The organism is Pseudomonas morbosilactucae (assembly GCF_023241715.1).
Classification (GTDB): Bacteria; Pseudomonadota; Gammaproteobacteria; order Pseudomonadales; family Pseudomonadaceae; genus Aquipseudomonas; species Aquipseudomonas morbosilactucae.
Window position 1 is genome coordinate 124093 of record NZ_JALQCW010000065.1, and the last position, 23982, is coordinate 148074.

At 62.5% G+C, this 23982-nt stretch carries 10 protein-coding genes and 2 pseudogenes; 4 read left to right on the forward strand and 8 right to left on the reverse strand.

Features of this window, described 5'->3' with window-relative positions; genetic code table 11:
* Nucleotides 1–75: 75 nt before the first annotated feature.
* On the reverse strand, nt 76–1878 hold the full coding sequence (locus M1B34_RS23105; RefSeq protein WP_268266310.1) for an acyl-CoA dehydrogenase: 1803 nt from the start codon (nt 1876–1878) through the stop codon (nt 76–78).
* A 183-nt stretch (nt 1879–2061) separates the two neighbouring features.
* A complete protein-coding gene (putA, locus tag M1B34_RS23110) occupies nt 2062–6015 on the reverse strand; it encodes a trifunctional transcriptional regulator/proline dehydrogenase/L-glutamate gamma-semialdehyde dehydrogenase (protein ID WP_123329434.1) in 3954 nt (1317 codons plus the stop codon).
* A 461-nt stretch (nt 6016–6476) separates the two neighbouring features.
* Here putA and putP point away from each other — a divergent pair, with 461 nt between their 5' ends.
* A complete protein-coding gene (gene putP, locus M1B34_RS23115) occupies nt 6477–7961 on the forward strand; it encodes a sodium/proline symporter PutP (RefSeq protein WP_123329436.1) in 1485 nt (494 codons plus the stop codon).
* Between the two features lie 81 nt (nt 7962–8042).
* Here the strand turns inward: putP and M1B34_RS23120 are convergent, their stop codons facing one another.
* Nucleotides 8043–8537 (reverse strand): DUF2165 family protein, encoded by a 495-nt coding sequence (locus M1B34_RS23120; protein ID WP_123329438.1) that lies wholly within the window; start codon nt 8535–8537, stop codon nt 8043–8045.
* Between the two features lie 189 nt (nt 8538–8726).
* Nucleotides 8727–9998, reverse strand: a complete 1272-nt coding sequence (locus M1B34_RS23125) for an O-acetylhomoserine aminocarboxypropyltransferase/cysteine synthase family protein (protein WP_268266311.1) — start codon at nt 9996–9998, stop codon at nt 8727–8729.
* 199 nt (nt 9999–10197) lie between these two features.
* On the opposite strand from M1B34_RS23125, the gene M1B34_RS23130 reads away from it, so the two are divergent.
* A complete protein-coding gene (locus tag M1B34_RS23130) occupies nt 10198–11034 on the forward strand; it encodes a 23S rRNA (adenine(2030)-N(6))-methyltransferase RlmJ (RefSeq protein WP_268266312.1) in 837 nt (278 codons plus the stop codon).
* Between the two features lie 119 nt (nt 11035–11153).
* On the opposite strand, the gene msrA is transcribed toward M1B34_RS23130, so the two are convergent.
* From msrA to aceE, 4 genes and pseudogenes are all read right to left on the reverse strand, one after another.
* Nucleotides 11154–11801, reverse strand: a complete 648-nt coding sequence (gene msrA, locus M1B34_RS23135) for a peptide-methionine (S)-S-oxide reductase MsrA (protein WP_123329443.1) — start codon at nt 11799–11801, stop codon at nt 11154–11156.
* 73 nt (nt 11802–11874) lie between these two features.
* Nucleotides 11875–14568 carry a putative bifunctional diguanylate cyclase/phosphodiesterase gene (locus tag M1B34_RS23140; RefSeq protein ID WP_268266313.1) on the reverse strand — a complete coding sequence of 898 codons (2694 nt, stop codon included), beginning with the start codon at nt 14566–14568 and terminating at the stop codon, nt 11875–11877.
* Nucleotides 14569–14881: 313 nt separating this feature from the next.
* Nucleotides 14882–16833: pseudogene (gene aceF / locus M1B34_RS23145) on the reverse strand (dihydrolipoyllysine-residue acetyltransferase).
* An 11-nt stretch (nt 16834–16844) separates the two neighbouring features.
* Nucleotides 16845–19489 (reverse strand): annotated as a pseudogene (gene aceE, locus M1B34_RS23150) (pyruvate dehydrogenase (acetyl-transferring), homodimeric type).
* 384 nt (nt 19490–19873) lie between these two features.
* Between aceE and glnE the strand changes: the two are divergent.
* Nucleotides 19874–22813: a bifunctional [glutamate--ammonia ligase]-adenylyl-L-tyrosine phosphorylase/[glutamate--ammonia-ligase] adenylyltransferase gene (gene glnE, locus M1B34_RS23155; RefSeq protein ID WP_268266314.1), complete on the forward strand. Its 2940-nt coding sequence runs from the start codon at nt 19874–19876 to the stop codon at nt 22811–22813.
* A gap of 134 nt (nt 22814–22947) precedes the next feature.
* On the forward strand, nt 22948–23982 hold the full coding sequence (gene waaF, locus M1B34_RS23160; protein WP_268262835.1) for a lipopolysaccharide heptosyltransferase II: 1035 nt from the start codon (nt 22948–22950) through the stop codon (nt 23980–23982).

Consider the following 23982-nt stretch of genomic DNA (forward strand, 5'->3'; position numbering starts at 1 on the left):
GCAGGTGTGCTGTGACGGGGGTGGGGCGCCGGCGAAGCCACCTTCTCTTGCGCCGGGGTCTCTTATGTTGCTCGGTCAGAACCACTCATCTTGCATGGCCAGGCAGGTATCGTCCCGCGCCTGCAAAATCGTCAGTTCATGGTGGCAGCCCGGGATTTCCCAGGTCAGGAAGTAGCGCGCCGCCTGCAGCTTGCCTCGGTAAAACGCAGCATCGGCCGCATTGCCCCTGGCCAGCCCCTCTTCGGCGCGAATCGCCTGTTCCAGCCAGCGCCAGCCGATCACCGTGTGCCCGAATACCTTCAGATACAGCGCCGAGTTGGCCAGGCTGCTGTTGACCTTGCCTTGCCCGAGGTCGGTCAGCAGGCCCAAAGTCACGCTTTGCAGGTGGCTCACCAGGGTTTCCAGAGGTTGGCGCAGCGCAGTCAGCGACTCATAAGCTTGTGCCCGTTCGCTGCTGTCGGCGATCAGCCGGAGCAATCGCTTCAAGCCCGCCCCATTGTTTTGCGCCAGCTTGCGCCCCAGCAGGTCCAGGGACTGAATGCCGTGGGTGCCTTCATGGATCGGGTTCAGACGGTTATCGCGGTAGTACTGCTCCACCGGGTATTCCCGGGTGTAGCCGTGGCCGCCGAGGATCTGGATCGCCAGTTCGTTGGCCTTGAGGCAGAACTCCGAAGGCCAGGATTTGACGATCGGCGTCAGCAGGTCCAGCAGCTCGTGGGCCTGCTTGCGTTCGGTGTCGCTGGCCAGGGTGGTGGTGTCGTCGAACAGCCGTGCGGCATACAGGCCCAGGTCAAAGGCGCCTTCGACGTAGGCCTTCTGGGTCAACAGCATGCGCTTGACGTCGGCGTGCTGGATGATCGACACCGGGGCGGTGTTCGGGTCCTTGCTGTCGGGCAGCCGCCCTTGCGGGCGTTCGCGGGCGTAGTCCAGGGAGTACAAATAGCCGGCGTAACCCAGCATCACCGCGCCCATGCCGACGCCGATCCGCGCCTCGTTCATCATTTGGAACATGTAGCTCAGGCCCTGATGGGGTTTACCCACCAGGTAGCCGACACAGGCCCCGTTATCGCCGAAGTTCAAGGCGGTGGAGGTGGTGCCGCGCCAGCCCATCTTGTGGAACAGCCCGGCCAGCAGCACGTCGTTGCGCGGGCCCAGGCTGCCGTCATCGTTGACCAGGAACTTGGGCACGATAAACAGCGAGATGCCCTTCACCCCCGCCGGTGCGTCCGGCAGTTTGGCCAGGACCATGTGCACGATGTTTTCCGACAGTGGGTGATCGCCACCGGAGATAAAGATCTTGTTGCCCTTGAGGCGATAACTGCCGTCTGCCGCGGGTTCGGCGCGGGTGCGGATGTCCGAGAGCGAGGAGCCGGCGTGGGGCTCGGTCAGGGCCATGGTGCCGAAGAAACGGCCATCGATCATCGGCTGCAGGAAGCGCTGCTTCTGTTCGTCGGTGCCGAAGCTTTCAATCAGGTTGGCCGCGCCCATGGTCAGGAACGGATAGGAAGTGGACGCCGCGTTGGCCGATTGGAAGTGCGCGAAGCAGGCCTGGGACAGCAGGGTGGGCAGTTGCATGCCGCCGTCTTCGAAGCGGCGGGCGGCGTTGAGAAAACCGGCCTCCAGAAACGCATCGACTGCCGGTTTCACTTCCGGAATCAGAATCGCCTGGCCGTCTTCATAACGGGGTTCGTTTTCGTCGTTCTTACGGTTGTGGGGCGCGAAGTATTTTTCGGCAATGCTGCGCGCCGTGCTGATGGCGGCGTCGAAGGTTTCCCGGTTGTGCTCGGCAAACCGCTCACGCTGGGTCAGGCCCTCGGCATCGAGCACCTCATACAGTTCAAAGGCCAGATTGCGGGAACTGAGCAACGTCTCGGACATGACGGCGTACCTGTAGAAAAGTATGCCGCAGTCTAAGAAGGCTTATAAAAATGGGGAAGGAAGATAGATCGGGGTGATGGGGGAGCAGAAGAGATGCGCTACAAGCTTCAAGCGGCAAGAGAAAGCAGGTCCGAACCGAACCGCTCTTCCTTGCCGCTTGCCGCTTGAAACTTGCCGCTGCTCTTAACCGATCGTCATCAAGCTGGCATTGCCGCCGGCTGCCGCGGTGTTGACGCTCAGGGCGCGTTCGATCACCAGGCGTTCCAGGGCGATGCCGGTTTCGCCCTGGGACAGGCCGTGAACCCCGACAATCGCACCGGCGCGCTGGGCCACTTGCTGGCAGACGCCGCGCAACTGGTCGGAGTCGCCGTGGTGCAGCACAGCATCGAACACCACCTCGTCCTTGGTCCAATCCGCCACACGCTGGATGCGCGCTTGCACGTCCTTCGGCAGGCGGGCGAACAGCGCCTTGCTGACATCGCTTTCCGGCCAAACCGCCGAGCCGCCGACGGCCAGCACGGCCGCCAGTTGGTTGAGCAGGTCGCTTTCCAGGTCCGCCAGGCACAGCACGTGTTCGCGCGGCAGGATCGCGTAGCTGTTGCGCTCGCCGGTCGGGCCCACCAGTTGGCGGGTGATGCCGCTTTGCGATTGGGCAGCGAACTGCGCACACAGGGCGCTGAGGTCGTTGAGCTGATTGCCTTGGGCCCAGGTGTTGAGGGCTGTCAGCGGGGCGCTCATGGCGTCACGCAGGCGCAGGTCCGGTGCATTCAGCGCGTCGCCACGGACGAACGACTGCTCGATGGCGTCCACCGGGCGGGTCGACAGCAAGCGGTACAGGTACAGCGGGCCGCCGGCTTTCGGGCCGGTGCCCGACAGGCCTTCGCCGCCGAACGGTTGCACACCGACCACAGCGCCGACGATGTTGCGGTTGACGTAGACGTTCCCTGCGTTGACGTTGTCCACCACCTTGGCAATGGTTTCGTCGATGCGGGTGTGCACGCCCAGGGTCAGGCCGTAGCCAGATGCATTGATCTGGGCGATCAACTGGTCGATCTCTTTACGCTTGTAGCGCACCACGTGCAGCACCGGACCAAAGATCTCCCGTTGCAGCTCGTCGAAGCTTTCCAGTTCGATCAGGGTCGGCATGACGAAGGTGCCGCGTTTGCTTTCTTCGCTGTCGGCAATTGCCATCTGGTACACGCTGCGACCTTTGTCGCGCATGGCCTGGATGTGCTTCTCGATGCCGGCCTTGGCTTCGGCGTCGATCACTGGGCCGATGTCCACCGACAGGCGTTCCGGGTTGCCCAGGCGGGATTCAGCCATGGCGCCCTTGAGCATTTCGATCACGCGGTCGGCGGAATCTTCCTGCAGGCACAGTACGCGCAGGGCCGAGCACCGCTGGCCGGCACTGTCGAAGGCCGAGGACACCACATCGATGACCACTTGTTCGGTCAGGGCCGAGGAGTCAACGATCATCGCGTTCTGGCCGCCGGTTTCGGCGATCAGCGGGATCGGGCGGCCCTGGTTGTCCAGGCGTCCGGCGATGTTGCGTTGCAGCAGGCGGGCGACTTCGGTGGAGCCGGTGAACATCACGCCTTTGACCCGCTCGTCACCCACCAGGCGGGCACCGACGCTTTCGCCCTGGCCGGGCAGCAGTTGCAGCACGCCTTCAGGAATGCCGGCTTCCAGCAACAGGCGCACGGCCTGGGCCGCCACCAGCGGGGTTTGTTCGGCCGGTTTGGCCAGGACCGGGTTACCGGCGGCCAGGGCGGCAGCCACTTGGCCACTGAAGATCGCCAGCGGGAAGTTCCACGGGCTGATGCACACCACCGGGCCCAGTGGGCGGTGGGCGTCATTGGTGAAGTCGTTGCGTGCCTGCACCGCGTAGTAGCGCAGGAAGTCTACGGCCTCACGCACTTCGGCGATGGCGTTGGCGAAGGTCTTGCCGGCTTCACGGGCCAGCAGGCCCATCAGCGGTTGGATCTCGCCTTCCATCAGGTCGGCGGCGCGCTCCAGGATCGCGGCGCGTTCGGCCGGCGGCGTGGCTTGCCAGATCGGTGCGGCGTTCAAGGCGCACTGGATGGCGTTGTCGACGTCAGCGACGGTGGCTTCCTGCACGTGACCAACCACGTCACGGTGATCGGCCGGGTTCAGCACCGGGCTGGCGGCTTCGTTGCTGGAGGCACAACCAAGGATCGGCGCGGCTTTCCAGCTGTTATGAGCGGTCGCCAGCAAGGCGCAGGACAGCGACGCCAAGCGGTGTTCGTTGGCCAGGTCGATGCCGGCGGAGTTGGCGCGTTCGCTGCCGTACAGGTCGCGTGGCAGCGGGATGCGTGGGTGCGGCAGGCCGAAGCCGCCTTCCAGGGTCGCCATCTGCTCGATGCTGGCCACTGGATCGGCCACCAGTTCCTGAATGGAGATCGACTGGTCGGCAATACGGTTGACGAACGAGGTGTTGGCGCCGTTTTCCAGCAGGCGACGCACCAGGTAGGCCAGCAGGGTTTCGTGGGTGCCCACCGGTGCGTACACGCGGCACGGACGGTTGAGCTTGCCTTCGGAAACCTTGCCTACAACCTGTTCGTACAGCGGTTCACCCATGCCGTGCAGGCACTGGAACTCGTACTGGCCGGGGTAATAGTTCTGACCGGCGATGTGGTAGATGGCCGACAGGGTGTGGGCGTTGTGGGTGGCGAATTGCGGGTAGATGACTTCCGGCACCGACAGCAGTTTGCGTGCGCAAGCGATGTAGGAAACGTCGGTGTACACCTTGCGGGTGTACACCGGATAGCCTTCCAGGCCTTCGACCTGGGCGCGCTTGATTTCGCTGTCCCAGTACGCGCCTTTTACCAGGCGGATCATCAGGCGATGGCGGCTGCGGCGCGCCAGGTCGATAACGTAGTCGATCACGTACGGGCAACGCTTCTGGTAGGCCTGGATCACGAAGCCGATGCCGTTCCAGCCAGTCAGCTGCGGCTCGAAGCACAGGCGTTCCAGCAGGTCCAGGGACAGCTCCAGGCGGTCCGCTTCCTCGGCGTCGATGTTCAGGCCGATGTCGTATTGCTTGGCCAGCAGGGTCAGGGACAGCAGGCGCGGGTACAGCTCGTCCATCACACGTTCGTATTGGGCGCGGCTGTAGCGTGGGTGCAGGGCCGAGAGCTTGATGGAGATGCCCGGGCCTTCATAAATGCCCCGGCCGTGTGAGGCTTTGCCGATGGAGTGGATGGCCTGCTCGTAGGACGCCAGGTACTTCTGCGCGTCGTGCTCGGTCAGGGCCGCTTCGCCGAGCATGTCGTAGGAATAACGGAAGCCCTTGGCTTCGAACTTGCTGGCGTTGGCCAGGGCTTCGGCGATGGTTTCACCGGTGACGAACTGCTCGCCCATCAGGCGCATGGCCATGTCCACGCCCTTGCGGATCATCGGCTCGCCGCTCTTGCCGATGATGCGGCTCAGGGACGAGGTCAGGCCCGCTTCGTTGTGGGTGGAGACCAGCTTGCCAGTCAGCAACAGGCCCCAGGTCGCGGCGTTGACGAACAGCGACGGGCTGTTGCCCAGGTGCGGCTGCCAGTTGCCGGTGCTGATCTTGTCGCGGATCAGCGCGTCGCGGGTGCCCTTGTCGGGGATGCGCAGCAGGGCTTCGGCCAGGCACATCAGTGCCACGCCTTCCTGGGACGACAGGGAGAACTCCTGCAGCAGGCCCTGGACGATGCCGGCGCGGCCACCGGCGCTCTTCTGATTGCGCAGTTTTTCGGCAATCGAGGCAGCGAGCTTGTGGGTGGCTTCAGCCATCTGCGCCGGCAGGCGCGCCTGCTCCAGCAACATCGGCACCACTTCCGGTTCCGGGCGGCGGTAGGCGGCAGTGATCGCGGCACGCAACACCGACTGCGGGAGGATGCTTTCGGCAAACTCCAGGAAGCACTGATGGGCGTGGTCAGCCTGGACTTCGCCGGCGTCGTCGCCGTCTTTGCCGGTCGCACCGCTCAGCTCGGTCAGGGTTGCACCACCCTCGAGTTTCTCCAGGTAATTGAAAATCGCCTGTTTGATCAGCCAGTGGGGCGTGCGATCAATGGAGGTTGCCGCGGCCTTCAAACGCTCGCGGGTAGGGTCGTCGAGTTTGACCCCGAGGGTGGTGGTAGCCATATTTTTATCCTCATGTTTGCCACGACTGCGTGGCATCAGCTGGCGGCAAGATTAGCCTTGCGCTGAATGGGGTGCAACCGGGTGCAACCCTTTTTTTACCGGAAACAATCACAGCTCGTCAGGAAGTGAATTGGCTGAGCCAACGCCCGCATTGCCTTGGTGCGATTAATTCTGGAAAGTTGGTTTTTTGCTCCAAAAAGGAGCAAAAACATTCGTTCCGGTCCTAAATTCGATGAGGTGCAACTGAATTCCGTGAAACAGGTTGCACCTCGCTGGAATTGTTGAATAGGATTCGCGCCTCAGGTGCAACCTCCCTTTGCGGCGGTTCATCGGCTGATGGCTTTCCTGGGGAAACATCAGTCATAAATGCGCGTAATACCCGATCGTCTCTCAAACGTATCCGTTGGGCGGCGGTTGTGCTGACCGCTGCTACATAAAAACAAAGCCAGGGCGTAACTCACATGAGTGCAAGCAATCCAACCTTGATCACGTTCGTGATCTACATCGCAGCAATGGTGCTGATCGGCTTTATGGCCTATCGCTCCACCAACAACCTTTCCGATTACATTCTGGGCGGTCGCAGCCTTGGCAGCGTGGTCACCGCGTTGTCCGCCGGTGCGTCCGACATGAGTGGCTGGCTGCTGATGGGCCTGCCGGGCGCCATCTACATGTCCGGCCTGTCGGAAAGCTGGATCGCCATCGGCCTGATCGTCGGTGCCTACCTGAACTGGCTGTTCGTGGCCGGCCGCCTGCGGGTGCAGACCGAGCACAACGGCGATGCGCTGACCCTGCCGGACTACTTCTCCAGCCGTTTTGAAGACAGAAGCGGCCTGCTGCGGATCATTTCCGCGGTGGTGATCCTGGTGTTCTTCACCATCTATTGCGCTTCCGGCATCGTTGCCGGTGCCCGTCTGTTCGAAAGCACCTTCGGTATGCCTTACGAGACGGCGCTGTGGGCCGGTGCTGCCGCGACCATCGCCTATACCTTCGTTGGCGGTTTCCTGGCGGTGAGCTGGACTGACACGGTGCAAGCCACCCTGATGATCTTCGCCCTGATCCTCACCCCGATCATCGTGCTGCTGGCTACCGGCGGTGTCGATACCACCTTCCTGGCGATCGAGGCCAAGGACGCCACCAACTTCGACATGCTGAAGAACACCACCTTCATCGGCGTGATCTCGTTGCTGGGCTGGGGCTTGGGCTACTTTGGCCAGCCGCACATCCTGGCGCGCTTCATGGCGGCGGATTCGGTCAAGTCGATCGCCAACGCCCGTCGCATCTCCATGACCTGGATGATCCTGTGCCTGGGCGGCACCGTGGCAGTGGGCTTCTTCGGTATCGCTTACTTCTCGGCGCACCCTGAAGTGGCCGGCCCCGTGGCCGAGAACCCTGAGCGGGTGTTTATCGAGTTGGCCAAGCTGTTGTTCAACCCATGGATTGCCGGTGTGCTGTTGTCGGCCATCCTTGCGGCCGTGATGAGCACCTTGAGCTGCCAGTTGCTGGTGTGCTCCAGCGCCCTGACCGAAGACTTCTACAAAGCCTTCCTGCGTAAACGCGCTTCCCAACAGGAGCTGGTGTGGGTTGGCCGGGCGATGGTGCTGGTGGTCGCGCTGGTGGCGATTGGCCTGGCTGCCGACCCGACTAACCGTGTACTGGGCCTGGTCAGCTACGCCTGGGCCGGTTTCGGTGCGGCCTTCGGTCCGGTGGTGCTGATCTCGGTGATCTGGAAAGGCATGACCCGCAACGGCGCGTTGGCCGGGATTATCGTCGGCGCGCTGACCGTGGTGCTGTGGAAGCACTTCGAGCTGCTGGGCCTGTACGAAATCATCCCAGGCTTTATCTTCGCCAGCCTGGCCATTCTCTTGGTGAGCAAGATGAGCGCACCGAGCGCCGGCATGGTCCAGCGTTTCGAAGCTGCGGAAAAAGACTTCAAGCTCAACCGCTGAGGTCGCCCCGTGCAGTGAGCCTTAGCTGAACTGCAAAAGGCCCGCCCTGGATGCCAGGGCGGGCCTTTTTTTGCCTTTGATTCAGCTCAGCTCAGGGTCGGGCTGGTTGAGGAAGATCAGCAGCCCGAGGATCGCCATATAGAACTTGAAGGCCGCTTCCTGGCCGTTCCAGGTGTGGGATTGCCACATCATGAACCATTCGCCGCCCACCACCATGAAGCCGAAGAACCAGACCATAAAGCCCAGGCACAGGCCGGCCAGTGCCGGGGCTTTGGCGCGGTTGAAGCGGGCGCCATCGGCATGCCGGTTGCGCCACAGGGTCAGGGCGCCCCAGGCCAGGAGCAGGCCGGTCAGGGCTTCACCGCTGATGATCAGCCAGTAGCCGCTGTGCCACAGCCAAGGCGCGGTGATGGCGCGGCCGGTGGCCGTGTTGCCGGGGAACAGGGTGTCCATGCTCAGGACGTGCTGGACGAAGGCGAAGTTGGAGGCGTAGTCGCTGATGTTGTTGAAGGCCACCAACAGGGCGAAGGCGGCGATGGCCAAAGTCATGGCGATTTTTGCGTAACGGGCGGTCATGGTGGAGTTTGTCCTTTGTCAGTCTGTGGTTGAGTCCCATGGCGCCTGTTGCGGGTGGAAGAGAGGCCGGCGCTGGAAGGTGGGGGCAGCACAGCCGTCCGCTGCGGGCCGGATAGGGAGAGCCGGCGCGGCAGAGGGGTCATCCGGAGTGGAAGACGCCCCGCAGCCTGAAGGGTGCGGGGCGTTTTTTCAAGCCAGGGCGAGGGCCTGGTCGAGGTCTTGCAGCAGGTCTTCGATGGCTTCGATGCCCACTGAGAGGCGAATCATCTCCGGCTTGACCCCGGCCTTGGCCTGTTCTTCTTCGTTCATCTGGCGATGGGTGGTGGAGGCCGGGTGGCACGCCAGGGACTTGGCGTCGCCGATGTTCACCAGGCGCTTGAAAATCTGCAGCCCATCGTAGAAACGCACGCCGGCCTGGTAGCCACCCTTGAGGCCGAACGAAAGAATCGCTGACGGCTTGCCCTTCATGTATTTCTGCGCCAGCTCATGGTGCGGGTGGTCAGGCAGCCCGGCGTAGCTGACCCAGGCCACTTGCGCGTGGTCTTGGAGAAAGGTCGCCACCTTGAGGGCGTTCTCGGTGTGGCGCTCCATGCGCAGGGCCAGGGTTTCCAGGCCTTGCAGCAGGAGGAAGGCGTTCATCGGCGCGAGGGCCGCGCCGGTGTTGCGCAGCGGCACGGTGCGGGCGCGGGCGATAAAGGCGGCGGGGCCGAATTTCTCGGTGTAAACCACGCCGTGGTAGGCCGGCTCCGGGGTGTTGAGGCTGGCGAACTTTTCCGGGTGATCGGCCCAGGGGAAGGTGCCGCTGTCGACGATCACCCCGCCCAGGGAGTTGCCGTGGCCGCCCACGTATTTGGTCACCGAATGCACCACGATGTCGGCACCGAACTGGATCGGCTTGCACAGAATCGGCGTGGCCACGGTGTTGTCCACCATCAGCGGCACGCCGCGGGCATGGGCCGCCTGGGCCAGGGCTTCGAGGTCGACGATATTGCCCGCCGGGTTGCCGATGCTTTCGCAGTACACCAGCTTGGTCTTGTCGTCGATCAGCTCGGCGATGGCTTCGGCCGAGTCATCCCGGGCAAAACGAACGTCGACGCCGAAACTCGGCAGCAGGTGGGCAAACAGGGTGTAGGTGCCGCCGTACAGCTGCGGGGTGGAGACAATATTGTCACCGGCCTGGGTCAGGGTCTGGATCGCGTAGTGGATCGCAGCACTGCCTGCCGCCACCGCCAGTCCGGCGATCCCGCCTTCCAGCGCCGCCATGCGCTGTTCCAGCACATCGTTGGTGGGGTTCATGATGCGGGTGTAGATATTGCCTGGCACATCGAGGTTGAACAGGTCGGCGCCGTGCTGGGCGTTATCGAACTCGAAGGCGACGTTCTGGTAGATCGGCACGGCCACGGCCTTGGTGGTCGGGTCTGATTTGAATCCATGGTGCAGCGCGATCGTTGCGTCTTTCATGAGTGGCTTGACCTCCTTGGCTTGCTTTGGTTTTTTTGTAGGGCCTGAATGTAATGCCTCCGCAGCGAACAGGTCCCTACCGGCATTAGACCTTTTTTTCGTGCCGACCCTGGTTTGCGGCATAAGCCAGGGGCAGCGCGGCGTGACCTGACGACGGCGCGTGTACAAGGTAAACTTCGCCCCCTGCGCAGGAGCAACCATGAACTATCGTCACGCCTTCCACGCCGGCAACCACGCCGACGTCTTCAAACACCTGACCCTGACCCGCCTCTTCGCCCTGATGTCGCGCAAGGAGCAGCCGTTCGCCTACCTCGACAGCCACGCCGGCATTGGTCTGTACGACCTCAAGGGCGACCAGGCGTCGCGTACCGGCGAATACCTGGAAGGCATTGCCCGCCTGTGGGGTGAGCAGGACCTGCCGCCGTTGACCGCGGATTACATGCAACTGCTGCACAAGATGAACCCGGATGGCGAGCTGCGTTATTACCCGGGCTCGCCGGAGCTGGCGCGGCAATTGACCCGGTCCCAGGATCGGGTGCTGCTCAACGAAAAGCACCCGCAGGACGGCTTGCTGCTCAAGGACAATATGAAGGGGGATCGCCGGGTGGCGGTGCACCTGGGCGAGGGCTGGCACGTGGCGCGGGCCTTGCTGCCAGTGGCCGAGAAGCGGGCGTTGATGCTGATCGACCCGCCGTTCGAGCAGCTCGATGAAATGCAGCGCTGTGCGGCGTCGCTGAAGGAGGCCATCAGCCGGATGCGCCAGACCGTGGCGGCCATCTGGTACCCGGTGAAGGATCAGCGCATGTTGCGGCGCTTCTACCAGGACCTGGCCGGCACCGGCGCGCCGAAGTTGTTGCGCGTGGAATTGCTGGTGCACCCACTGGACACCCCCAACAGCCTGAACGGCTCGGGCCTGGCCATTGCCAATCCGCCGTGGGGGCTGGAAGAGGAACTGCGCGAGCTGCTGCCGTGGTTGTCGAAGAAACTCGGCCAGACCCAGGGCGGCTGGCAGATGGATTGGTTGATAGCGGAGTAGGTCAGGGGCAGCGGCGAGTTTTGAGCGGTAAGCGGCAAGCTGGAGCGGAGGGTGATCCGCTTTTTGCTTGCCGCTTTTGTTTCTAGCGTCTGACGTGCAGCGTGAAGCTTACCGCGGCCTCAAATCGGACACGTCACGCCCGTGCCGCCGATGCCGCAGTAGCCCTGGGGATTTTTCGCCAGGTATTGCTGGTGATAGGCCTCGGCGAAGTAGACGGTCGGGGCTTCGTCGATTTCGGTGGTGATGGTGCCCAGGCCGGCTTTGGTCAGCTCTTGCTGATAGGCCTGTGCGCTGGCTTTTGCCGCGGCCAGTTGCTCTGGGGTGGTGGCATAGATCACCGAGCGGTACTGGCTGCCGATGTCGTTGCCTTGGCGCATGCCTTGGGTCGGGTTGTGCAGTTCCCAGAACATCTTCAACAGCTCTTCGTAGCTGACCTTGTCCTGGTCGTACACCACCAGCACCACTTCGCTGTGGCCGGTCAGGCCTGAGCAGACTTCTTCATAGGTCGGGTTTGGCGTATAGCCGCCTGCGTAGCCCACCACCGTGCTGACGATGCCATCACGCTGCCAGAAGCGCCGCTCGGCGCCCCAGAAGCAGCCCAGGCCAAAGATCGCAAAGCCGACGTTGTCGAGGAATGGGCCCAGCAGGGGGTTACCGTTGACGAAGTGAGTCTCAGGCAAGGCCATCGGGGTTTCACGGCCAGGCAATGCTTGTTCTTGAGTCGGGAGCACGTTTTTGTTCACCAGAATTTCCGAGCGCAGAACCATGATCAGTCCTCTCAGTCAGGGTGGGAGTCAGTAAAAATTCAGACACGCAGTTTGCCCGAGTGTTGCAGCGCTGTCAGGCGATTGGGCCGCGCGGGTAGCGTCTGAGCTTGTCGACCAGTTCGGTCCCCGGGATGGGCCGGTCGAACAGGTAGCCCTGGCCCACGTCGCAGCGGTGGCGGCGCAGGAACGCCAGTTGATCGGACGTCTCGATGCCCTCGGCGACCACTTTGATTTTCAGGTTGTGGGCCATGGCAATGACCGCTGAGGTGATTTCCATGTCGTCCTGGTTGTCGGGGATCTCGTGGATAAAGCTGCGATCGATCTTGATGATGTCGATGGGGAATTTTTTCAAGTAGCTCAGCGACGAATAACCGGTCCCGAAGTCATCCATCGCCAGGGTCAGCCCCAGGGTCTTCAGCTGTTCGAGCTGCTGGTGGGTGTCTTCGGTGGCTTCCAGCAACAGGCCTTCGGTGAGCTCCAGTTCCAGCAGCGAAGAGGGCAACTGTTCTTCCTTGAGGATACTGGCGATCGAGGCCACCAGGTCCGGGTCGGAGAACTGCTTGGGCGACAGGTTGATCGCCACGTGCAGATTGCCCAGCCCCGAGGCCGTCAGCTGTTTGCTCATGCGGCAGGCCTGACGCGCGACCCATTTGCCGATAGGGATGATCAGGCCGGTTTCTTCCGCCACGCTGATGAACTGGTCGGGGCGGATCATGCCCTTTTCCGGGTGATTCCAGCGCAGCAGCGCTTCCATCCCCAGCAAGCGACCGCTGCGCAGGCAGAGTTTGGGCTGGTAGAACACGTCCAACTCGTTCTGGGTCAGGGCGCGGCGCAGGTTGTTCTCGACGAACAGCTTGTAGCTGGCCTCGGCGTTCAGGGCTTCGGTAAACACCTGTACCTGGTGTTTGCCGTTGGCCTTGGCCTTGTGCAGCGCCAGGCCGGCGTTGCGCATCAGTGTCTGCGGGTCACGCCCGTGCAGCGGCGCGCTGGCCAGGCCTACGGAGCCGGTGACGCTGATCAACTGGTTGTCGACGAACATCGGCTTGTCCAGGGTCATCAGCAGTTGGCTGGCGATCTGTTGGCCGGTTTCCAGGTCGGTGTTGTCCAGCAGCACGGCAAACTCGTTACTGGCAAAGCGCGCCAGGCTGCCGCTGGGACTCAGGCTATTACGCAGGCGCCGCGCCAGGCTGATCAGCAGTTTGTCGCCGGTCTGGTGGCCGAGGCTGTCGTTGATCCGCTTGAAGTTGTCGATGTCCACCAGCAGCAGGCTGATGGGCGTGTCGGTATCCCGGGCGAAGCGTTCATCGAGGTTGCGGATAAACGCCGGGCGGTTGCCCAGGTTGGTCAGGTTGTCGGTGTAGGCCAGGCGCTCGATGCGTTGTTGGGCGAGCTTGGCCTGGGTGATGTCTTCGTAGATGCCGATGTAGTGGGTCAGCTCGCGGTTGTCGCCGTAGACCTTGGAAATCGACAACTGGCCCCAGTAGGGCTCGAGGTTCTTGCGCCGGCTCTTGAACTCGCCCTGCCAGCTGTTGCTCTTGGCCAGGCTGGAAGGGGCGTCGAACAGCAGTTCGCTGAGGTTTTCCAAGGCCGGCAGTTCCGACAGGCGATGGCCGTGGACTTCCTCGGTGCTGTACTGGGTGATCGCGGTGAAGCTCGGGTTGACGTACTCCACCACGCCGTCGCAGTTGACCAGCAAAAAGGCGTTGGCGCTTTGTTCCACTGCCCGTTGGAACAGGTGCAGGGCGCTGGTGGCGACGCGACGGTTGTGGTTGTTGATGACCTGGGCAAATTGGTCCGCCAGCTCGCCGGCAAAGGCGATCTCGTCCGACTGCCAGGCCCGGGTGGTGCCGGTTTGCTCCAGGCACAGCACGCCCACCACCTGGCCGTCTATGCGGATGCTGGCATCGAGCATGGCGTTGACGTCGCGCGGCCTCAGGCTTTCGGCCATTTCCCGGGTGCGCGGGTCGCGGATGGCGTTGTGGGCGTCAATGGCGCGGCAGCTGTGCAGGGCTTCCAGGTAATCGGGGAAGTTGCCGGCATCGATGGGCTCCGGCATCCGATATTCCTGCGGGCCGCGATGGTAGGCGGCAATCGGCGTCAGTTGCTGGTCTTCCAGGTTCCACAGGCTGGCGCAATCGATCTGGTAGATGTCGCAGGCGCAGCGGGTGATCAGCTCGGCGGCTTCCTTGAGGGAGTTGCCGGTGCTGTAACGCTGGCGGGTCAGCAGCAGGATCAGGTCTTGCTGGGCACGCACCCGGTCCAGGTGCTGCAGTTGTTCCTGCTGGGCGCGCTGGTTGAGCTCTAGGGCGATCTGCAGTCGGCTGTTCTGGGTTTCCAGGTCCAGCGTGGGCAGGGCCGGCAAGTCGCTGAACAGGCCGCCGACGACCAGCAGATAGCCGCGCAGCAGGTGGCGATTGTGTTGTTTGTAGGCTTCGCCCAGCTCCAGGATGCTCACCGGCCCTTGGCTGGTGTGCAGCGTGTAGCGGATCAGGTAATGGGGGGATTTGCTCAGTTGTTGCTGGATGGTGTCGTGCAGGTGGTAGCGCGCTTCGGGCTCCATCAGGCTGGCGTAGGGCGAACCCACCAGGGCGCAGAGCTCAATCGCCGGCAAACCGAACTGGCGCTCACAATTGGGATCGAGAAACAGCAGGGCCCAGCTTGCCTCATTCAGCCGTTCGAAACGCAGCATGCCGAGCCGCGAGGGCACGGGCAACTGCGTCACTACCTCGGCCGCCGTACGGCTGGCGGCATCGGGTTGGCTTTTCATGGGGGGAAACTCGCTTCGAAAATACTGATCGCGCCGGGCTCGCGCCCTCTTTATTGCTGCCTGCGGCAAGGTTGCATCATGCGGCCGTGACTGACAAGTAAGGATGAAGGCTAAGTGCTATAAGAATTTATCGGCAGAGCGGCAGATTTCTGAAAAGTTATCTTCAGACGTCCGACAACAGGCTTTTATCGGGGGGATTTCGGGGTTTTCGACAAAAAAAAGCCCCGCCAAATTGACGGGGTTGAGGTGCGAGCGTGGCGCTCGAAAACGGTGTCGCAGCGGTTCTCCCATGACAGGAGAACCGCGGTGTCGCTTACAACAGCATGGTGCGGATATCGCCCAGCAGATCGCTCAGACGCTTGGTGAAGCGTGCGGCGGCTGCACCGTTGATCACACGGTGATCGTAGGACAGCGACAGAGGCAGCATCAGCTTCGGCTGGAAGGCTTTGCCATCCCAGACAGGCTGGATGGTGGCCTTGGAAACACCGAGGATCGCCACTTCCGGCGCGTTGACGATCGGCGTGAAGCCGGTGCCGCCAATGTGGCCGAGGCTGGAGATGGTGAAGCAAGCGCCCTGCATGTCGTCCGCCGAGAGCTTCTTGGTCCGGGCTTTTTCAGCCAGGGCAGCCGCTTCGGCAGCCAGTTGCAGCAAGCTCTTCTGGTCGACGTTCTTGATCACAGGGACCAGCAGGCCATCCGGGGTGTCTACGGCGAAGCCGATGTTGACGTACTTCTTGCGGATGATCGCCTTGCCGCTTGGCGCCAGGGAGCTGTTGAAGTCCGGCAGTTCCTTGAGCAGGTGGGCGCAGGTCTTGAGCAGCAGTGGCAGCACGGTCAGCTTGACGCCAGCCTTCTCGGCCACGGCTTTCTGGGCAACGCGGAAAGCTTCCAGCTCGGTGATATCAGCCGAATCGAACTGAGTCACGTGAGGCACGTTGAGCCAGCTGCGATGCAGGTTGGTGGCACGGCCTGCATCAGGCGGGTCATCGGCACTTCTTCGGTTTCACCGAAGCGGCTGAAGTCCACCACTGGGATCGGCGGGATGCCGGCGCCGCCGGTTGCGCCAGCAGCGGCTGCTGGTGCTTCCTTGGCTTTCTGCATCATGGCCTTGACGTAAACCTGCACGTCTTCCTTCAGTACGCGACCGTGTGGGCCGCTTGGGCTCACCGCGCTCAGCTCGACGCCGAACTCGCGGGCCAATTGGCGTACTGCCGGGCCTGCGTGAACCTTGGCGCCAGGCTTGGCCGGGGCTGCTGCCGGTGCTGCGGCTGGCGCTGGCGCGGCGGCCACAGGGGCGGCTTCAGCCTTGGCGGCGGCGGGTGCGGCAGCCGGAGCAGGAGCGGCCGCTGGGGCAGCGCCTTTGACCTTGAGTTTGAGGATCAGGTCGCCGGTACCGACTTCGTCGTCCAACTTGATCGATACGCTTTCCACGATGCCGGCGGCTGGCGATGGAATTTCCATGCTGGCTTTGTCGGACTCGAGGGTGATCAGCGATTGATCCGCTTCGACGCTGTCGCCGGCCTTGACCAGGACTTCGATGATCTTGGCCTTGCCCGCAGAACCGATGTCCGGAACGTGAATGTCCTGGACGCTGTCGGCCACCGGTGCAGCAGGAGCTGCGGCGGCCGGTGCCGGAGCGGCGGCTGGAGCAGCGGCCTGGGCCGGCGCTGGAGCAGCCGGTGCCGCAGCACCCACCACTTTCAGGGCCAGGATCAGGTCGCCGGTGCCGACTTCGTCGTTGAGCTTGACGCTGATGCTCTCGACCACGCCTGCAACGGGCGAAGGAATCTCCATGCTGGCCTTGTCGGACTCCAGGGTGATCAGCGATTGATCAGCCTCGACGGTGTCGCCGACCTTGACCTGGATCTCGATGATCTGGGCCTTGCCCGACGAACCGATATCCGGCACGTGGACTTGTTGGGTGCTGGCAGCCGCCGGCGCCGCTGCAGGGGCAGCAGCGGCCGGGGCGGCAGCTGGTTTTTCTTCAGCCTTGGCAGCCGGTGCGGCAGCCGCAGGGGCCGCAGCAGCGGCACCTTTGACTTCCAGCTCAAGCAGTTCGTCGCCTTCTTTCAGGCGGTCGCCCAGCTTCACTTTCAGGCTTTTGACGATGCCGGCCTTGGGAGCAGGAATTTCCATGCTCGCCTTGTCCGATTCCAGCGTCAGGATGCTCTGGTCGGCTTCGACACGGTCGCCGACCTTCACAAACAGTTCAATTACTTCACCTTCACCGCTGCCGATGTCAGGTACGCGAATGAGTTCGCTCACAAAAAGTCTCCTCAGCAGTCCAGTGGGTTGCGTTTTTCCGGGTTGATACCGAACTTGGCGATGGCTTCAGCCACAACCTTAGGTTCGATGTCACCACGGTCAGCCAAGGCTTCCAGGGCTGCCAACACCACGAAATGACGATCGACTTCGAAGAAATGACGCAGTTTCTTGCGGCTGTCGCTGCGGCCGAAACCGTCGGTGCCCAGCACCTTGAATTCCTTGGAAGGAACCCACTGACGGATCTGCTCGGCAAACAGCTTCATGTAGTCGGTGGAGGCGATGACCGGGCCTTTACGGCCGGTCAGGCATTCTTCGACGAAGGTGCGCTGTGGCTTCTGGCCAGGGTGCAGGCGGTTGTGACGCTCTACGGCCAGGCCGTCGCGGCGCAGTTCGTTGAAGCTGGTAACGCTCCATACGTCAGCGCCGATGTTGAACTCGTCACGCAGGATCTTCGCCGCTTCACGCACTTCACGCAGGATGGTGCCGGAGCCCATCAGCTGTACGTGGTGTGCCGCTTCCTTGGTGTCTTCTTCGAGCAGGTACATGCCCTTGATGATGCCTTCCTCGACACCGGCCGGCATGGCTGGTTGCTGGTAGGACTCGTTCATCACAGTGATGTAGTAGAAAACGTCCTGCTGCTCTTCGGTCATCTTCTTCATGCCGTCCTGGATGATCACCGCCAGCTCGTAGCCGTAGGTTGGATCAAAGGTGCGGCAGTTCGGGATGGTGGCAGCCAGGATGTGGCTGTGACCGTCTTCGTGTTGCAGGCCTTCGCCGTTCAGCGTGGTGCGGCCGGCGGTGCCGCCGATCAGGAAGCCACGGGTGCGGCTGTCGCCAGCGGCCCAGGCCAGGTCACCGATACGCTGGAAGCCGAACATCGAGTAGAAGATGTAGAACGGCAGCATGGGCTGGTTGTGGCTGGAGTACGAAGTACCGGCAGCGATGAAGGAGCTCATGGCGCCCGCTTCGTTGATGCCTTCTTCGAGGATCTGGCCCTTTTTGTCTTCCTTGTAGAACATCACCTGGTCTTTATCGACTGGCTCGTAGAGCTGGCCAACGGACGAGTAGATGCCCAACTGACGGAACATGCCTTCCATACCGAAGGTACGGGCTTCGTCCGGGATGATTGGAACGATGCGTGGGCCGATGTCCTTGTCCTTGACCAGTTGCGCGAGGATCCGCACGAAGGCCATGGTGGTGGAGATTTCGCGGTCGCCCGAGCCGTCGAGGATGGCTTTGAGGGTGTCCAGGTCCGGCGTCGGTACGCTGAAGCTCTGGGCGCGGCGCTGTGGCACGAAACCGCCCAGTGCAGTGCGACGCTCGCTGAGGTAGCGGGCTTCGGCGCTGTTCGGCTCTGGCTTGAAGAACGGCAGGTTCTCCAGCTCTTCGTCCTTGACCGGAATGTCGAAGCGGTCGCGGAACAACTTCAGGCTGTCGACATCGACTTTCTTGGTGTTGTGCGCGGTGTTTTTCGCTTCGCCGGCACCGGTGCCATAACCCTTGATGGTCTTGGCCAGGATGACGGTAGGTTGTTCTTTGTGGTTGACCGCTTCGTGGTACGCCGCATAGACCTTGTACGGGTCTGGCCGCCACGGTTGAGTTTCCAGATCTCGTCGTCGGACAGATCGGCAACCATCGCCTTGAGTTCAGGCGTGTTGAAGAAGTGTTCACGTACGAACGCGCCGTCTTTGGCTTTGTAGTTCTGGTACTCGCCGTCGATGACTTCGTCCATGCGACGTTGCAGGATGCCGTCGACGTCCTTGGCCAGCAGTGGGTCCCAGAAACGGCCCCAGATGACTTTGGTGACGTTCCACTGAGCTCCGCGGAACACGCCTTCGAGTTCCTGGATGATCTTGCCGTTGCCGCGAACCGGGCCGTCGAGGCGCTGCAGGTTGCAGTTGATGACGAAGATCAGGTTGTCCAGCTTCTCGCGGCCGGCCAGGGAGATGGCGCCCAGGGATTCCGGCTCGTCACACTCGCCGTCGCCCAGGAAGCACCAGACTTTCTGCTTGCCTTCCGGAATGAAGCCACGGGCTTCCAGGTACTTCATGAAGCGTGCCTGGTAGATCGCCTGGATCGGGCCCAGGCCCATGGACACAGTCGGGAACTGCCAGAAATCAGGCATCAGCCAAGGGTGCGGATAGGACGAAAGGCCCTGGCCGTCCACTTCCTGGCGGAAGTTGTTCATTTGTTCTTCGGTGATGCGACCTTCCATGAACGCGCGGGCGTAGACGCCTGGCGAGGTGTGGCCCTGGAAGTAGATCAGGTCGCCGCCGTGTTCGTCGGTCGGGGCCTGGAAGAAGTAGTTGAAGCCGATGTCGTACAGGGTGGCGCTGGAGGCGAAGCTGGAGATGTGACCGCCCAGGTCAGAATCTTTCAGGTTCGTGCGCATCACCATGGCCATCGCGTTCCAGCGTACCAACGAGCGAATGCGGCGTTCCATGAACAGGTCGCCAGGCATGCGTGCTTCGTGGGTGACGGGGATGGTGTTGCGGTATGGCGTGGTGATGGCGTAAGGCAGTTGCGAGCCGCTGCGGGTCGCAAGTTCGCCCATACGGGTCATCAGATAGTGAGCACGGTCTTCGCCTTCTTTGTCGAGAACCGATTCCAGGGCGTCCAGCCATTCCTGGGTTTCGACGGGATCGAGGTCTTGCATGGCTTGCTCCAGGGCGGAAAGGCTTCCAGAATCGGTTGCCTGAGTTTGCGACTGGCCTTGTGGGCAGACGATTATAAATTCTTGGATTGCCGGAGGGTTGATCCGGCGGCGTGTAGTTTTACTACAAATCGTCGGCCATTTCAGCCTTTCGAATGTATAGACGAGTAGTAAAACTACAGAAGAATGGCTCGTGGCCTCCTGCTGGGTTGTGAGAATAATCGTTACTGTTGGTCTCTGATCGACGGGAATAGGTAAAAAATTGATGTTTGCTGCCAAAGAAAAACAATTTTCAGCTATTTCTAACCTTTGTTCGACACTTCGTCACCTGGCCGGCTTTCGCCGAGCGCCGCAGCACGTACTTTCCACGCCGATCAAGGATAGCCCATGAGCCTGCCCGCGCTTGCCGAACTTCCAGCGATTCTCCAGCCATTTGTCAGCCGTGGGGAGCAGTCGTTCCGTGGTGCGGTCGCAGCGCTGGAGGGCGAGCATGATCTTGCCGCCTGGAGCCCCGAGCGCTGGGCGGCGTTTGCCCGGGTCGGCGCGGCGAGCGACTTTGTCATTGAACAGAGCGTACGTGACCCTTTGATGTTGCTGGAGCTGGTCCGCAGCGGCGAACTGGACCGCCCCTTCGCTACCGGGGAAATGTGTGCACAGATCGCCGCCGCCGTGCAGCAGGCCGAGACCGAGGATGAGCTGGGGCGGGTGCTGCGTCGCCAGCGCACGCGGCAGCAGGTGCGGATCATCTGGCGCGACCTGACCCGCCAGGCCGACCTGGTGCAGACCTGCCGCGACCTGTCCGATATGGCCGACGCCAGCATCGACCAGGCCTATCAGTGGTTGTATCAGCGCCACAGCCAGCAATTCGGCATTCCCACCGGCCGCCGCAGTGGCGAGGCCCAGCACATGGTCATCCTCGGCATGGGCAAGCTGGGGGCGGTGGAGCTCAATCTGTCGTCCGACATCGACCTGATCTTCGCCTACCCGGAAGGCGGCGAGACGGTGGGGGTCAAGCGCCCTCTGGATAACCAGGAGTTTTTCATCCGCCTGGGCCAGCGCCTGATCAAGGCCCTGGACCCGATGACCGTCGACGGTTTTGTGTTTCGCGTCGACATGCGCCTGCGCCCTTACGGCTCGGCGGGCGCGCTGGTGCTGAGTTTCAACGCGCTGGAGCAGTACTACCAGGACCAGGGCCGGGACTGGGAACGCTACGCCATGATCAAGGCGCGGGTGGTGGCCGGGGACCAGGTCGCCGGCGCGCAATTGCTGGAGATGCTGCGGCCCTTCGTTTATCGGCGTTACCTGGACTTTTCCGCCATCGAAGCGCTGCGCACCATGAAGCAGTTGATCCAGCAGGAAGTGCGGCGCAAGGGCATGGCGGAGAACATCAAGCTGGGCTCCGGCGGCATTCGCGAAGTGGAATTTATCGCCCAGGCGTTTCAGCTGATCCATGGCGGTCGCGACCTGAGTCTGCAGCAGCGCCCTCTATTAAAGGTACTGAGTACCCTGGAGGGGCAGGGCTACCTGCCGCCCGCGGTCATCAACGAGTTGCGTGAGGGCTATGAATTCCTGCGCTACACCGAGCACGCGATCCAGGCGATTGCCGACCGACAGACGCAGATGCTGCCGGACGGCGATGCGGATCGGGCGCGTATTGCCTTTATGTTGGGTTTTACCGATTGGCAGGCGTTTCACGAACAATTGATGCACTGGCGCGGCCGGGTGGAGTGGCACTTCCGCCAGGTGATTGCCGACCCTGATGAAGAGGAAGGCGCCGAGAGTGAAGTGGTGGTGGGCGGTGAGTGGCTGCCGCTCTGGGAAGAGGCCCAGGACGAGGAGGCCGCCTGCCGTCAGTTGCAGGACGGTGGTTTCAATGATGGGCCCAAGGCCCTGAAAGCCTTGGCCGGTCTGCGTGGCAGCCCGCAACTGCGCGCCATGCAGCGCCTTGGACGGGAGCGCCTCGATGCCTTTATCCCGCGCTTGCTGGCCCAGGCCGTGGAGCATGCCAATCCTGACCTGGTGCTGGAGCGGGTGTTGCCCCTGGTCGAGGCGGTGGCACGGCGTTCCGCCTACCTGGTGCTGCTGACCGAGAACCCGGGGGCCTTGCGCCGTTTGCTGACCCTGTGTGCCGCCAGCCCGTGGATTGCCGAGCAGATCACTCGCTTCCCGCTATTGCTCGATGAATTGCTCAACGAGGGGCGCCTGTTCAAGCCGCCCCTGGCGCCGGAGTTGGCGGCCGAGTTGCGCGAGCGCCTGACGCGGATTCCCGAGGATGACCTTGAGCAGCAAATGGAAGCCTTGCGCCACTTCAAGCTGGCCCACCGGCTGCGGGTGGCGGCGTCGGAAATCGCCGGCAGCCTGCCGTTGATGAAGGTCAGCGATTACCTGACCTGGCTGGCCGAAGCGATCCTCGAGCAAGTCCTGGCCTTGGCCTGGCGCCAGACGGTGGCCAAGTACGGCGCGCCGCAACGCAGCGACGGCACCTTGTGCGACCCAGGATTTATCATCGTCGGTTATGGCAAGGTCGGCGGGATCGAACTGGGGCACGGTTCCGACTTGGACCTGGTGTTTATCCACGACGGTGATCCTCAGGCGGAAACCGATGGCGCCAAGCCCATCGACGGCGCGCAGTTCTTTACTCGTCTGGGCCAGCGCATCATTCACCTGCTGACCACCCAGACCAACTCCGGCCAGCTCTATGAAGTGGACATGCGCCTGCGGCCTTCCGGTGCCTCGGGGCTGTTGGTGAGTTCTCTGGGGGCGTTTGCCCGCTACCAGGAAAATGAAGCCTGGACCTGGGAACACCAGGCCCTGATCCGCGCGCGGGTGCTGGTGGGCAGCCAGGATGTCGGGCAGGCCTTTGAGAAAGTCCGCGCGGCGGTGTTGGGCAAGGCGCGGGACCTGCCCAAGCTGCGCCAGGAGGTCAGCGAGATGCGGGCCAAGATGCGCGACAACCTGGGTAGCAAGCTGACGGCCGCCGGCACGGCGGCAAATGCCTTTGAAGCCACGGCGCCGTTCGACCTCAAGCAGGATGCCGGAGGTATCGTCGATATCGAATTTATGGTGCAATACGCGACCCTGGCGTGGTCCGAAGAGCACCCGTCATTGCTGCGCTACACCGACAATATCCGCATTCTGGAGGGCTTGGAGGAGGTTGGGCTGATGCCCGCGACCGATGCCAGCCTGTTGCGCGAGGTCTACAAAGCCTATCGCTCCGCCGCTCACCGCCAGGCCTTGCAGAATGAGGCCGGGATTATCACGGGTGATCAGTTTGTGACCCAGCGGCGGGAAGTTTTGCGGATTTGGCGTGAGCTGGGGCTAAGCTAGGCAACGTCGAGTTGCTAAAAATTATCCGGCGAACCGCTCACGGTTCGTCCAAATGAGCTGGCGGTGAAGGCCGCGGGTGCTGGATTCTCGAGGCGGGGAGGCGAATGCCTCCCCGGCTCGTTTTTGGAAACCACATGAATATTCTGATCGTTGGGCCCAGTTGGGTCGGTGACATGGTGATGGCGCAGACACTCTTCCAGTGCCTGAAACAACGCCATCCTCAATGCGAGATCGACGTGCTGGCCCCCGAGTGGAGCCGGCCGATCCTCGAACGCATGCCCGAAGTGCGCCAGGCCTTGAGCTTTCCCCTCGGTCACGGAGCCCTGGAGCTGGCGACACGCCGGCGCATCGGCAAGACCCTGGCCGGCCAGTACGATCAGGCGATCTTGCTGCCCAACTCTCTGAAGTCGGCGCTGGTGCCGTTTTTCGCCGGCATCCCCAAACGCACTGGCTGGCGTGGCGAGTTTCGCTACGGCCTGCTCAACGACGTGCGCAAGCTGGACAAACAACGCTACCCGCTGATGATCGAGCGCTTCATGGCCCTAGCCTATGAGCCGGGCGCCGAGCTGCCTCAGCCTTATCCGCGGCCGCGTCTGCAGATCGACCCGGCGAGCCGCGAGGCGACCCTGGCCAAGTTCGGCCTGAGCCTGGACCGCCCGGTATTGGCCCTGTGCCCGGGCGCCGAATTCGGTGAAGCCAAGCGTTGGCCATCCGAGCATTACGCCCAGGTTGCCGAATTGAAAATTCGCGAAGGCTGGCAGGTCTGGCTGTTCGGCTCGAAGAACGATCACGCGGTGGGTGAGGAAATTCGCGAGCGGCTGATCCCCGGCCTGCGGGAAGAGTCGGTCAACCTCTGTGGCGGCACCTCCCTGGCTGAAGCCATCGACCTGCTGTCTTGCGCTGATTCGGTGGTCTCCAACGACTCCGGGCTGATGCACGTAGCGGCCGCGTTGAACCGCCCGTTGGTGGCCGTCTACGGTTCGACGTCGCCGGGCTTCACCCCGCCGCTGGCGGACCAGGTGGAAGTGGTGCGCCTGGGGCTGGAATGCAGCCCGTGCTTTGACCGCACCTGCCGCTTCGGCCATTACAACTGCTTGCGTCAGCTGCTGCCGCAGCCGGTGACCGAGGCGCTGCAGCGCTTGCAGGGCACCGTGGTCGAGGTTCATTAA

Coding starts and splice junctions, on each gene's coding strand:
- M1B34_RS23105 (WP_268266310.1), bottom strand. CDS start 1,878: ATGTCCGAGACGTTGCTCAGTTCCCGCAATCTGGCCTTTGAACTGTAT.
- putA (WP_123329434.1), bottom strand. CDS start 6,015: ATGGCTACCACCACCCTCGGGGTCAAACTCGACGACCCTACCCGCGAG.
- putP (WP_123329436.1), top strand. CDS start 6,477: ATGAGTGCAAGCAATCCAACCTTGATCACGTTCGTGATCTACATCGCA.
- M1B34_RS23120 (WP_123329438.1), bottom strand. CDS start 8,537: ATGACCGCCCGTTACGCAAAAATCGCCATGACTTTGGCCATCGCCGCC.
- M1B34_RS23125 (WP_268266311.1), bottom strand. CDS start 9,998: ATGAAAGACGCAACGATCGCGCTGCACCATGGATTCAAATCAGACCCG.
- M1B34_RS23130 (WP_268266312.1), top strand. CDS start 10,198: ATGAACTATCGTCACGCCTTCCACGCCGGCAACCACGCCGACGTCTTC.
- msrA (WP_123329443.1), bottom strand. CDS start 11,801: ATGGTTCTGCGCTCGGAAATTCTGGTGAACAAAAACGTGCTCCCGACT.
- M1B34_RS23140 (WP_268266313.1), bottom strand. CDS start 14,568: ATGAAAAGCCAACCCGATGCCGCCAGCCGTACGGCGGCCGAGGTAGTG.
- glnE (WP_268266314.1), top strand. CDS start 19,874: ATGAGCCTGCCCGCGCTTGCCGAACTTCCAGCGATTCTCCAGCCATTT.
- waaF (WP_268262835.1), top strand. CDS start 22,948: ATGAATATTCTGATCGTTGGGCCCAGTTGGGTCGGTGACATGGTGATG.